The 11,968-nt window shown below is 66.0% G+C and carries 15 protein-coding genes and 1 tRNA gene; 13 read left to right on the top strand and 3 right to left on the bottom strand.

The window, feature by feature from the left end:
• Positions 1-63: 63 nt before the first annotated feature.
• Positions 64-780: a lipoyl(octanoyl) transferase LipB gene (gene lipB / locus ACP7CK_RS04640; protein ID WP_008260521.1), complete on the bottom strand. Its 717-nt coding sequence runs from the start codon at positions 778-780 to the stop codon at positions 64-66.
• A 65-nt stretch (positions 781-845) separates the two neighbouring features.
• Here lipB and ACP7CK_RS04635 point away from each other — a divergent pair, with 65 nt between their 5' ends.
• From ACP7CK_RS04635 to ACP7CK_RS04605, 7 genes are all read left to right on the top strand, one after another.
• A complete protein-coding gene (locus tag ACP7CK_RS04635; RefSeq protein WP_008260376.1) occupies positions 846-1,097 on the top strand; it encodes a FliM/FliN family flagellar motor switch protein in 252 nt (83 codons plus the stop codon).
• Positions 1,098-1,194: 97 nt separating this feature from the next.
• Positions 1,195-1,279, top strand: a tRNA-Leu gene (locus tag ACP7CK_RS04630).
• 62 nt (positions 1,280-1,341) lie between these two features.
• Complete coding sequence (gene mgtE / locus ACP7CK_RS04625; RefSeq protein ID WP_426025267.1) at positions 1,342-2,760, top strand: magnesium transporter; 1,419 nt, start codon at positions 1,342-1,344, stop codon at positions 2,758-2,760.
• A gap of 69 nt (positions 2,761-2,829) precedes the next feature.
• Positions 2,830-4,413 (top strand): glycoside hydrolase family protein, encoded by a 1,584-nt coding sequence (locus tag ACP7CK_RS04620; protein WP_426025266.1) that lies wholly within the window; start codon positions 2,830-2,832, stop codon positions 4,411-4,413.
• 43 nt (positions 4,414-4,456) lie between these two features.
• A complete protein-coding gene (locus ACP7CK_RS04615; protein ID WP_035305527.1) occupies positions 4,457-5,626 on the top strand; it encodes an isovaleryl-CoA dehydrogenase in 1,170 nt (389 codons plus the stop codon).
• A gap of 30 nt (positions 5,627-5,656) precedes the next feature.
• Positions 5,657-5,845 carry a DUF3008 family protein gene (locus ACP7CK_RS04610; RefSeq protein ID WP_426025265.1) on the top strand — a complete coding sequence of 63 codons (189 nt, stop codon included), beginning with the start codon at positions 5,657-5,659 and terminating at the stop codon, positions 5,843-5,845.
• 101 nt (positions 5,846-5,946) lie between these two features.
• On the top strand, positions 5,947-6,585 hold the full coding sequence (locus ACP7CK_RS04605) for an exopolysaccharide biosynthesis protein (protein WP_008260023.1): 639 nt from the start codon (positions 5,947-5,949) through the stop codon (positions 6,583-6,585).
• A gap of 291 nt (positions 6,586-6,876) precedes the next feature.
• Here the strand turns inward: ACP7CK_RS04605 and flaF are convergent, their stop codons facing one another.
• Complete coding sequence (gene flaF, locus ACP7CK_RS04600; RefSeq protein WP_154725614.1) at positions 6,877-7,242, bottom strand: flagellar biosynthesis regulator FlaF; 366 nt, start codon at positions 7,240-7,242, stop codon at positions 6,877-6,879.
• On the bottom strand, positions 7,202-7,624 hold the full coding sequence (gene flbT / locus ACP7CK_RS04595; RefSeq protein ID WP_035305521.1) for a flagellar biosynthesis repressor FlbT: 423 nt from the start codon (positions 7,622-7,624) through the stop codon (positions 7,202-7,204). The genes flaF and flbT overlap by 41 nt, the downstream gene beginning before the upstream one ends.
• Positions 7,625-7,779: 155 nt before the next feature.
• Between flbT and ACP7CK_RS04590 the strand changes: the two genes are divergently transcribed.
• The 6 genes from ACP7CK_RS04590 (at position 7,780) to ACP7CK_RS04565 (ending at position 11,948) form a co-directional block, all read left to right on the top strand.
• Positions 7,780-8,217 carry a hypothetical protein gene (locus ACP7CK_RS04590; protein WP_426025264.1) on the top strand — a complete coding sequence of 146 codons (438 nt, stop codon included), beginning with the start codon at positions 7,780-7,782 and terminating at the stop codon, positions 8,215-8,217.
• A gap of 25 nt (positions 8,218-8,242) precedes the next feature.
• On the top strand, positions 8,243-8,440 hold the full coding sequence (locus ACP7CK_RS04585; RefSeq protein WP_008264396.1) for a hypothetical protein: 198 nt from the start codon (positions 8,243-8,245) through the stop codon (positions 8,438-8,440).
• Between the two features lie 63 nt (positions 8,441-8,503).
• A complete protein-coding gene (locus ACP7CK_RS04580) occupies positions 8,504-9,364 on the top strand; it encodes an AAA family ATPase (RefSeq protein ID WP_426025263.1) in 861 nt (286 codons plus the stop codon).
• Positions 9,365-9,432: 68 nt separating this feature from the next.
• Complete coding sequence (locus ACP7CK_RS04575) at positions 9,433-10,242, top strand: hypothetical protein (RefSeq protein WP_008264116.1); 810 nt, start codon at positions 9,433-9,435, stop codon at positions 10,240-10,242.
• A gap of 159 nt (positions 10,243-10,401) precedes the next feature.
• The gene (locus ACP7CK_RS04570; protein WP_292148061.1) at positions 10,402-10,995 is read left to right on the top strand and encodes an HD family hydrolase; all 594 of its coding nucleotides are present in this window, start codon (positions 10,402-10,404) and stop codon (positions 10,993-10,995) included.
• A gap of 2 nt (positions 10,996-10,997) precedes the next feature.
• A complete protein-coding gene (locus tag ACP7CK_RS04565; protein ID WP_426025262.1) occupies positions 10,998-11,948 on the top strand; it encodes an NUDIX hydrolase in 951 nt (316 codons plus the stop codon).
• The last annotated feature ends 20 nt before the right edge of the window (positions 11,949-11,968 follow it).

Below are 11,968 nucleotides of genomic sequence, written 5' to 3'. Positions count from 1 at the left end.
TGCCAACCCCCGCCGCCGTTCTTTCGCCCAAATGTCATACCGATTGCGGCGAAGCGGCGCAGGTCAGAGGGGGGAAGCCGTTTCGACGGTCGCGCCGAAAAGATGATGAAAACTGGTCTTCAGCGCCGCGTCCGCCTCGTCCATGGTGGCCAGAACGCCCAGATCGACCAGGCTGGTGACCCCGTGCTCCTGGATGCCGCAGGGCACGATGCCGCCGAAATGATCCAGATCCGGCTCCACGTTCAGGCTGACGCCGTGGAAGCTGACCCATTTGCGCACCTTGACGCCGATGGCGGCGATCTTGTCCTCACGGCTCCAGCCCGCGCCCTTGCGCTCGACCCAGACCCCGACCCGACCTTCGCGCACGTCGGCCGTCACGCCGAACTGGGCCAGGCCGCCGATCAGCCATTGCTCAAGCCCCCTGACGAAGGCGCGCACGTCGCGGCCGCGCCGGTTCAGGTCCAGCATGACATAGGCCACCCGCTGGCCCGGCCCATGATAGGTGAACTGCCCGCCCCGCCCCGTCCGGTGAACCGGGAAGCGGCCGGCGTCGAGCAGGTCCTCGTCCCGCGCCGACACCCCGGCGGTATAGAGGGGCGGATGTTCCAGCAGCCAGACCATCTCGCCCGCCTCCCCCGCCGCAATGGCGGCGACACGCGCCTCCATGAAGGCTTCGGCGGCGGCGTAATCGACGGGGCGGGTCGCCACCGCCCATTCGACGGGGCGGTCGTCGTCGCGACGCAGCTTCTGAAGTTCAGGACTTAACGGCTCGGCAAGCATAAGGCTTCAATGTGCAGCTTGAGGCGTTTCCGCAAGGGACGACCTCATAGTGAACGAGAGCGCCCGTGTCCCAGATCAACGCCGTCGACGTCGAAATCTCAGTGGTGCTGGGCCGTATGGTGCTGCCGATGTCGCAATTGCTGCGCATGGGTCGGGGCGCGGTGATTCCGCTGGACGCCTCCGAAGGCGACGAGGTCTGGATCCTGGCGAACAATCACCCGGTCGCGCGCGGCGAGATCGAGATTCGCGACGACCGGATCGCCATCACCGTGACCCGATCGGCCGACCTCTACGACTTCATGGCCGGTTCGGCCTGACGTATCCACAAGCTGAAACGCACAAAGCGCGACACGGCTGAAAAGAGAGCCTTTCCTTTTCCGGCGGCTTCGTCTATTCGCCGCCGCTCCGATGCGAGCGGTCGTGGCGGAATTGGTAGACGCGCAGCGTTGAGGTCGCTGTGGGGCAACCCGTGGAAGTTCGAGTCTTCTCGACCGCACCATCTGGCTAAACAGGGCGATTCATCGGCTAACTACGGCTGGACATACCAAGGGAGGCGACCACGTGAACACCACGGACTCCGCCTTCGCTCCAGCCGAAGCGCCTGATAACGAAGACCACGCCGCCCTGGACGAGGACTATGTCCTCACCCCTCAATTCGTCGAGAAAGTCGTGGACGCCGCCGACGACGGCGACGGCATGCGGCTGCGCTCGCTGCTTGAGGATCTGCACCCCGCCGACGTCGCCGACCTGATGGGCTTTCTGACGTCGGAACACCGCGCCGTCGTGGTGCTGTGGCTGCCGCCGGAGCTGCTGGCCGAGACCCTGCCCGAACTGGATGACGGGATTCGGGAAGAGGTGCTGGAGCGGGTGCCGCACGGCACCCTGGCCGAGGCCCTGCAGGAACTGGATTCCGACGACGCCGCCGCCGTGGTCGAGGACCTTGAGGACGACCAGCGCGAACGCGTTCTGGCGGCCATGCCGGACGTCGACCGCGCCGCGATCGAGAGCAGCCTGGGCTATGATGAGGAGTCCGCCGGCCGCCTGATGCAGCGCGAGGTGATGGCCGCGCCCCAATTCTGGAGCGTGGGCGACACCATCGACCACATCCGCAAACAGGGCGACGATCTGCCGGAGCTGTTCTTCGACATCTATGTGGTCGATCCGCTGAACCGCCCGGTCGGCGGCGTGCCGATCAGCGGCCTGCTGCGCGCTCCGCGCAGCGCGGCCCTGGCCGACCTGATGGAGCCGATCAACGAGATCGCCGTCGATCAGGACCAGGAAGAGGTCGCCTATATCTTCGAGAAATACCACCTGATTTCTGCCCCGGTCGTGGACGCGGCCGGGCGGCTGGTGGGCCAGATCACCGTCGATGACATCGTCAACATCATTCAGGAAGAAAACCGCGAGGACATCCTGCGCCTGGCCGGTGTCGCCGACGAGGACCGCGGCTCGTCCGTGTCCGAGATCGTGCGCGGTCGCGTGCCCTGGCTGGCGATCAACCTGGCGACGGCCGCCCTGGGCGCCAGCGTCATCGGTCTGTTCGAAGGCACCATCCAGCAGATCGTCGCCCTGGCCGTGCTGATGCCCATCGTCTCGGCCATCGGCGGCAACGCCGGGACCCAGGCCCTGACCGTCACCGTCCGCGCCCTGGCGACCCGCGAACTGAACTCGGCCAACGCCATGCGGACCTTCCTGCGCGAGCTGGCGGTCGGCGTCGCCAACGGGCTGGTTCTGGCCCCCCTGATCGGGGTCGCGGCGGGATTCTGGTTCCGCGACGAGGACTGGCGGATCGGTCTGGTCATCGGGGCGGCCATGATCCTGAACCTGCTGGTGGCCGCCTGTATCGGCGTGCTCACGCCTTTGACCCTGTCAAAGCTGAAGTTCGACCCCGCCGTCTCGTCGGCGGTGTTCGTCACGGCCACGACCGACTTCTTCGGATTCCTGATTTTCCTCGGTCTGGCCACCATGGTTTTGCTGTAGAAGCCTGGCCCCATGTTTGCTGAGACGTGGCCCTGGGCCGCGCCGCCGTCTCGCTTTGGGGCAACACCTGTGTCTGACACGCCGAAACCGACCAAGATCTCTCGCGAAGGGGTCATTCTGATCAAGAGCTTCGAGGGTTTCCGCCCTCGAGCCGTTCAGCGCGCCGACGGCCGCTGGACGATCGGCTATGGCCATACCCGTTCCGCCCGCGAAGGGCTGAGCGTGTCCGAGAGCGACGCCGAACTGCTGTTGCAGTACGACCTGATCCCGGTGGTTCGCGCCATCGGCTCCGTCCAGGCGCCGCTGAACCAGCATCAGTTCGACGCCCTCGCCAGTTTCGCCTTCTCGGTGGGGGTTGATCGTTTCACGACGTCCGACGTTCTGGCCCGATTGAACGCGGGCGCGCCTGAGGAAGCCGCCGAGGCCCTTGGCGGCTGGTCGGACGACACCGAGATCGTCACGCCGCCGCGCCGCCGCGCCGCCGAACGCGCCCTGTTCGTCGCCAATCCCGACGCGCCGGTTTCGCTGGCCGACCTTCTCGCCGCGCCCCTGCCGCCGGTGGCCGCCACCCTCGTGGAACGCACCGTCGAACCGGAGACGCCGGTTGAGGGGGGCACGTTCGAAAACACGGATGTCGCGCCCTTCCCGGCCTTGCCTTCGGCGACCCTAACGAGAGCGGCCGCCGTCGCGGTTCTGCTGGGCGAAGACCAGGACGGTCTGCTTCCCGTCGCTGCCGACGAGACGCCTCCGGCGCTTGAAGTCGCGCCGGTCGAAGAGGAATCGACCCCGGACGTCCTGATCGAGACAGACGTCGCCGAAGAAGCCGAACCGGCGAAAGAACCGGAGCCGCGCCCTTCGCCGCCCGCACCTCAGATCGACAAGACGGCCGGCGTCGCCGCCTTCTACTCCCCCTACGCCGTGCGCGCCCACGGCCCGCTGCTCGGCTTTGGAGCGGGACGCGTGAACGCGAAGCCGGAGGCGACCGCCGCCGCCGCCAATGACCTCGCTGCGCAAGACGTCGAGGTCGAGGCGACGGAAGACCGTGCGGTCGAGACTTCATTCACCCCGCCCGCGGCCCTGCCCGACCCCTCGCCAGGCGAAACAGCGGTCGCCGGCGAGGAGGTTTCAACGCCTGAACCGGCTGTAGAACCTGCGACTTCAGAAGACGCGCCTGAGACGTTTGAACAGCCGCAAATGATCGCCGAGCAGGCGGTCGAAGTCCCGGTGTTCGCCGCCGCCGCGCCGCCGCAGGATCCGATCCCGCTTGAACTGACGGCTGATCCTGTCTCGCCACAGGAATCGTCGAACGCCCGCCAGGCATGGCCCGAGAGCCGCGAGGCGGTCGATCCTGACCAGACGCCTCTGTTCGGGGCGGAAGAGAGTTCCGCGATCGATGAAGAGATCCAGGCCGACTATGCTCCGGTCGCGCCCACCGCTCAGCAGGCCGGTTGGAGCGAAACGGCGACCTTTCTGGTGATGGGCGGCATCGGCATGCTGTCGTTCGGCGCCGCCATGGCCGCCTTCCGGCAATCCTCCCGTTCGAGCGACGAAACGCTCCTGATCGGCTGGGTGCTGGCCGTCATCGCCCTCGCCTGCGTCGGGGTGTCGGGCTACAATCTTTACAAACGCTGGGGCCGCGCCGACCGCGCCTAAGACTGTTTTGCGAAAGAGGATGCGCGATGCTACCCCTTTGCGCATGAGCATTCCCTTCGCGCCGCAATCCATGGAATTCAGCCTCGGCGAAAACGCCGACGCGATTCGCGAGACGACCGCCCGCTGGGCGGCAGATCGCTTGGCCCCCCTGGCGGCCGAGATCGACGCGACAAACACCTTCAGGCGCGAGCTCTGGCCCGAGATGGGCGAACTTGGCCTGCACGGGATCACGGTCGAAGAAGACTACGGCGGCCTGGGCCTGGGCTATCTGGAACATGTCGTGGCGATGGAAGAGGTGTCCCGCGCCTCGGCCTCCATCGGCCTGAGCTACGGCGCCCACTCCAACCTGTGCGTCAACCAGATCCGCCGCTGGGGCACGCCCGAGCAGAAGCGGAAATATCTGCCCAAACTCATCAGCGGTGAACATGTCGGCGCGCTCGCCATGTCCGAGGCCGGATCCGGCTCGGACGTGATGTCGATGCGGACGCGGGCCGATCGAAAGGGCGACCGCTATGTCCTGAACGGAACCAAGTTCTGGATCACCAACGCCCCCCACGCCGACACCCTGGTCGTTTACGCCAAGAGCGATCCCGACGCCGGATCAAAGGGCTGCACCGCCTTCCTGATCGAGAAGGGCATGAAGGGCTTCAGCGTCTCCAAGAAGCTGGACAAGATGGGCATGCGCGGCTCGGACACCGCAGAACTGGTGTTCGAGGACTGCGAGGTGCCCGAGGAGAACATCATGGGACCGGTGGGGGGCGGCGCCGGCGTTCTGATGAGCGGCCTGGACTATGAGCGCGCGGTCCTCGCCGCCGGCCCGCTGGGCATCATGCAGGCCGCCCTGGACGTCGTCCTGCCCTATGTCCGCGACCGCCAGCAGTTCGGCCGACCGATCGGATCATTCCAGCTGATGCAGGGCAAGGTGGCGGACATGTACGTCGCCCTGAACAGCGCCCGCGCCTACGTCTATTCGGTCGCCCGCGCCTGCGACGCAGGCCTGACCACCCGCTACGATGCGGCGGGCGCCATTCTGCTGGCTTCCGAAAATGCGGTGAAGGTCACGCTTGAAGCTGTCCAGGCCCTGGGCGGCGCGGGCTACACCAAGGAATGGCCGGTCGAACGCCTGGTCCGCGACGCCAAGCTGTATGACATCGGCGCCGGCACCAACGAAATCCGTCGCTTCCTGATCGGTCGGGAACTGCTGGGCGGCTGACGGCTTCTTCCGGGCGGAAGGAGACATCCCATGCCCGCAAAATCCGCAGCCCAGCAGAAGGCCGCCGGCGCCGCCCTGTCGGCCAAACGCGGCGACATGCCGAAGTCCGAACTCAAGGGCGCTTCGAAATCGATGGTGGAGTCCATGACCGAGAAACAGCTCGAGGACTTCGCCCACACCAAACGGAAGGGCAAGCCCGAGCACGCGGCGAAGAAATAGGCGCCCCCAGTGCGATTATTCGGCTTTGTTGCCGTTCGGTAAGTGGCGGTGAAACCTCTGTGCGCCTAGATGGCGCGAACCCCTTTCCCGAGCCGCGCCTGATGCCCGCCCAACCGCCTCCGAACGACGACCTGCGGCTCTTCTCGGACGTGATCGAGGAGCTAGGCGAAGGCGACGATCCCAAGCTGAAGCTCGAGGAGTTGGTCGCGGCCTTCGGCGAGCGCGGCTTCGGGGCGATGATCCTGATTCTCTCGATGCTGGCCCTGCTGCCTTGGCCGCCAGGCGGCAAGGCGGTGTTCGCGGTTCCCATCATACTGATGTCGCTGGAGCTTGCCTTCCAGCGCAGTTCGATCTGGCTCCCACGCTGGGCGCTCCGCACCTCCATCAGCCGTGCGGCCTATCGCGCGGGGGTGTCGCGAATCATGAAGACGGTTCGTTACGTCGAGAACCTGACCCGACCGCGCATCCCGTTCCTGACCGGCGAGGTCGCCGACACGGTCACGGGTCTGATCTGCGTGATCCTGGCGCTGATCATGGCCCTGCCCATCCCGTTCGGCGACGCCCTGCCCGGCATCGCTTTGGTCTTCTTCGCCCTGGGCATGATGCAGAGGGACGGGATCGCCATCCTGCTGGGCGCACTCGCGACCGGCGGCTGCGCCCTGTATCTGTTCCTGATCTGGCGCACGGTCTTCGAAGTCGCCCACCACGCGGCCGGCTGGTTCGCCCAGATTTTTCACTGAAGTCAGACAAAAGGGCCGCCGCGTCGCCGCGACGGCCCTTCATTGTCTGACCGCGAACGGCCGGACCGCAACACTCAGCCTGAACAGCGCCAAACAGCCCGACGGGCGTTAGCGCCAACCAAAAGGTCAGGCCCGGACCTCTCCGAGGACCAGGGTCGCGGCCACCGCACGCGATTGATGACAATGAGACACTGGATCACCTCCTTTCGACTGTTCAACAGGGATCTGAAAGGTAGGTCGGTTCAACAGCTTGCAGCAACAGGCTTCGCGATTTCGCGAAGAAGGGCGCGCTCAGGCCGCCTGCTGCGCTCCCGGCGCCAGCCCCTGCATCATCATGCGGTTGATCTCGATCAGGTCCTGGAACGTCTCTTCGCCGCGCATGACAGCGGAGGAGTGGCGATTGACGAACAGGCTCAGGGAAATGATCTGCGCGCGCAGGGACGCCGGCAGCACATTGGCGGGATCGCCGCAGTCCGAAGCCAGGGTCGACCACAGACGCCGGTTCCAGTCCAGCGCGTCGATACGCGTGGCCAGATCCCGTTCATCGACCGTCGAGGCATGCACCAGCGCGCGCGTGACCTGGCCGAAGAGCCGGTACTCCAGGTCGCGCGGCGTCTCAGCCCGCGACGTCGCCGCTTTGTAAGCTTGAAGCGACATTCAGAACCTTTTCTTCGTATTCGACAATCTTACGGGCCGCCATCAGGGCCTTGTAGTATTCGCGCGCCAGAACGTGACGCGAGGCGGAGACGCATTCGGCGAGAATGGCGGGGTTCTTGGTCGCGCCCATGAACTCGGAGATCCGCAGCGCCAATTCGTCGTAGAATTTCGCTGCAGAGGCCTCTTCCAGATACATCATCATGATCGGGAAATAGATCCGGCGGGCGGGGGTGGTGACCTCCTCCGCCTGCATGATGTCCTTCTCGCGCAGCACGCTGGCGCGGTTCTGAAGAATCAGCACCCCGCGACGGTCGCCGTTCTGGACCACCGCGCCGTTCAACACGAACCGCTCGCCGGGTTTCAACGACAGCTTCAACGCCATGGACGACCGAACTCCCCAATAGGTCGGAACCGGTCAATCTTGGACCGCACCTGATGAGTCGAACCTTAACGCGAGAGGGTTAACCATCTCTTGTCCCCCCGTACGCTGGAACACCTAACCACGGCTGACGTTTCCTCTTCGCAGAGGAGGCGCACATGCCGGACAACGATTACCAGGACGACCAGGAGCAGTCGGAGGTCTTCGACGAAACCCATGTCGACGACGAGGGCGAAGGCGACATCCTGCTGGACGAGGCCGAACAGGTGCTGGACGTCACCCAGGCGGACGGCGACGCCGACGAGGATGAGTTCGACGAGGACGATCTCGACATCGACGATCAACTCGCTCTCGACGGGATCGAGCGCGAAGCCGACGCCCTGCTGGGCGTGGATGGCGAAACCCTGAGCCAGTCTGACGCGGACAGCAACAATCTGCGCGCGGACGATGAGGTCGAGCTGGTCTATTCCGGCCTGATGGAAAACGAGCGCGGGGCCCAGGCCAGCGCCGCCCACTGGGAATCCAAACGTCTCGACGACGACGACATCGAACAACTGGGCTACGCGCCCGATCAAACCCCTGATCCGGCCCCCTGAGCCGCCAATCCCTTAAGGAGACGACATGAACGATCCCCACGCCAAGGCCGACGCATCCACCGATACTCCCTATGCGAAACGAATCGTCGCCGAGGAAGGCAAGACGGATCAGCTGAAGGACAAGGTGCAGGAGGCCGAAAGCCGCGAAGAGGCTCTGGTGGACGAAGGCGTCGAAGAGACCTTCCCCGCCAGCGACCCGGTGTCGGCCAAACACATCACCTGATCGCTGTTCATACCCGATCCGATCCGCTAACCCGCTTCGTGACATTCACGGAGCGGGTTTTTCATGGGCCGGTTCGAAGGCACCGATCGCTACATCGCCACCGCCGACCTCAAGGTCGCGGTCAACGCCGCCGTGGCGCTGGAACGGCCTCTGCTGATCAAGGGCGAACCCGGGACGGGCAAGACCGTTCTGGCCTATGAGATCGCCAAGGCCTTCGACGCGCCCCTGATCACCTGGCACGTCAAATCGACGACCAAGGCGCACAACGGCCTGTATGAATACGACGCCGTCAGCCGCCTGCGCGACAGCCAGCTGGGCGATGAGCGGGTTCACGACGTCCGCAACTACCTGAAGAAGGGCAAGCTGTGGGAGGCCTTCACCACCCCGGCCCGCCCCGTGCTGCTGATCGACGAGATCGACAAGGCCGATATCGAATTCCCCAACGACCTCCTGCAGGAGCTCGACCGGATGGAATTCTATGTCCAGGAGATCGACGAGACGATCCGGGCCGAAATCCGCCCCATCGTCATCATCACCTCAAACAACGAGAAGGAGCTGCCGGACGCCTTCCTGCGCCGCTGCTTCTTCCACTACATCCGCTTCCCTGACGCCGAGACCCTGTCGGCCATCGTCGATGTCCACTTCCCCGGCATCAAGCCCCGCCTGGTCGCTGAAGCCCTCAAGACCTTCTACGAGATCCGCGACACGCCGGGTCTGAAGAAGAAGCCGTCCACCTCGGAACTGCTGGACTGGCTGAAGCTGCTGCTGGTCGAGGATATCGACGCCGAGACCCTGAGGGAAAAGACGCCGAACAAGCTGATCCCGCCCCTGCACGGCGCCCTGTTGAAGAACGAACAGGACATCCACCTGTTCGAACGGCTGGCCTTCCTGGGTCGGCGCGACGGCGGCCGCCCAGGCGGTTGATCGGGCGGTTGATCGGCATTACCGCGATTTCACTGGATCGACGCCGCCCAGCGCCCACAATAGCAAACATGAGCGTTACCGCCCCGTATCGTCTTCTGACCGCCGGCCTGATGGCCGCAAGCCTGAGCGCCGGCCTGGCGGCCTGCGACGGCGAAAACGCGGTCCGCATCACCACCACAACGACCACCTCGCCGGACGACACGCCCTTGGGCGTGCTGAAGGTGGTGGATGGCCTGCAATGCCCGGACGCCCTGAACGTCCTGACCCGCAAGGGATCGGCCAGCCCCGGCGGGGGATCCTGCACCTATGGCGGGCCGCGCGGGTCCGAGGTGGTTCTCTATCTGGTCAAGCTGGACGGTCGTTCGGCCGATCAGGTGCTGCGGGACTACGAACGCCGCCTGTCCGATGAAATGCCGCAGGCGGCGGTGCGGATCGACGCCCGCGAGCGTCAGACGGGCGAAGACAAGACCTCGGTCGAGGCGCCGGGCGTCAACATCAGGACCAAAGGCGAAGACGCCACCGTCAGCCTGCCCGGCATCCACATAGAGACCCAGGGCGACAACGCCTCCGTCCGTATCGCCGGCATCAACATCCAGTCCAAGGACGGCCAGGGCGTGCGGACGGAGACCAGCAACGTCAGCGTCCAGTCCAACGGCGAAACCACCCAGGTCCGCACCCAGGCGCCCGGTGACGCCACCCGCATGACCTTCCTGCTCGCCGACGACAATGTCGAAGCCGGCGCCTGGCGTCAGGTGGGGTTCGTGGCGCGCGGTCCGGTCGGCGGCCCCCTGGTCATCGCCACTGTGCGGTCCAAGGCCACCAACGACCGGGTGTTCGAATCCGCCAAGGATCTGGTCGCGCTGAACGTCGGGAACTGACGGTTTTCCACGCTGGATGCGGCGCTGATCGATCCGATTCGCCCTTGCCGCCTTGATCCCCGCGCCGCTTTGCGTCACCTGACCAGCCCACAAGCCATCAGGATCGACGATTTGGCCGAGCGCCCCAAGAAGAAGACCGAAGTCCGCGCCTGGCAGCGCATGCTGTCGGGCCGACGCCTGGACCTGCTCGATCCCTCGCCCTTCGACATCGAGATCGAGGACATCGCCCACGGCCTGGCCCGCGTCGCGCGCTGGAACGGTCAGACGATCGGCGAACACGCCTTCTCGGTCGCCCAGCACAGTGTCGTGGTCGAGGAGATCGCCGCCCACATCAAGCCGGGCCTGGACCCGAAATGGCGCCTGGCCGCCCTTCTGCACGACGCCTCGGAATACGTCATCGGCGACATGATCTCGCCGTTCAAGGCGGCCCTGGGCGAAGGCTACAAGGATTTCGAGGCCCGGCTCGAGGCGGCCATTCACGTCCGCTACGGCCTGCCGCCCAAGACGCCACAGACCATCAAGACCCTGATCAAGAAGGCCGACAAGGCCTGCGCCTTTTTCGAGGCGACGCAGTTGGCCGGATTCAACGAAAAGGAATCCCTGGGCATCTTCGGCTCGCCCCCGCCGGGCTACAGCCTGGTCATCGAACCCCAGCCGGCCTCCATCGCCCAGGCCCGTTATCTGGAACGCTATCAGGTCCTGGCCAAGGCGGTCGGCCTCCTGCCCGCCGACGACGCCTGGCATACGGAATAGGCATGGCGGGACCGGCGGATCAGGGCGTGCGCATCGGCCTGTCGGTCGTCGTCATGGCGCTGAAGGACCGCCGGGCCGTGGTCCTGACGACCCAGGCCGAGGACGGCGCCCGCGCCCTGCCCTTCGGCCCGTTCGATCCCGTGCGCGACCGCACGTTCGAACGGGCTCTGCGCGACTTCGTGACCGACCAGACGGGCTTCCGCCTGGGCTTCGTCGAACAGCTCTACACCTTCGGCGACGCCGGTCGCGCCACGCCCCGCGCCACCCCCACTCCAGACCAGAGGCGCGAGGTCTCGGTCGGCTATCTGGCCCTGACCCCGGACGCCGCCCAGGGCCAGACCCATGACGCGCACTGGGACGCCGTATTCGACTTCTTCCCGTGGGAGGATCGTCGCGCCGACAACCCCGCCCTGCACGCCGCCCTGGTCGAGGGACTGACCCGTTGGTCGGGCGCCGACGACCGCCGCACGGCCCGCGCCCGCGCCCTGTTCGCCCTGACGCCCGACCACCGTTGGAACGAGGAACGGGTGCTGGAACGCTATGAGCTCCTGTACGAGGCGCGACTGGTCGCCGAGGCCTGGCGCGACGCGCGCCAGACGCCGCCCGAGGCCTCCGCCCTGCTGCCCGGCGCGCCCATGGGATCGGACCACCGGCGCATCCTGGCGACAGGTCTCGGCCGGCTGCGTAGCAAGCTGAAATACCGCCCGGTCCTGTTCGACCTGACGCCCGGCCTCTTCACCCTGTCGGAACTCCAGGCCGCCGCCGAGGCCGTCTCGGGCCTGACGCTGCACAAGCAGAATTTCCGGCGCGGCGTCGAACGCACAGGCCTGGTCGAACCCACCGGACAATTGTCCTCGACCACCGGCGGACGCCCCGCCGAACTGTTTCGATTCAAGGGCGTCGACCCCCAGACGGGCGCCGCGCCGGGCCTGTCCCTGCCCGCGCAAAGATAGCGTCCGATTTCTTTCACAGA

Source organism: Brevundimonas sp. TSRC1-1, assembly GCF_049898245.1.
In the GTDB taxonomy this organism is placed as follows: Bacteria; Pseudomonadota; Alphaproteobacteria; order Caulobacterales; family Caulobacteraceae; genus Brevundimonas; species Brevundimonas mediterranea_A.
This window is presented reverse-complemented; position numbering and strand designations above follow the sequence as displayed.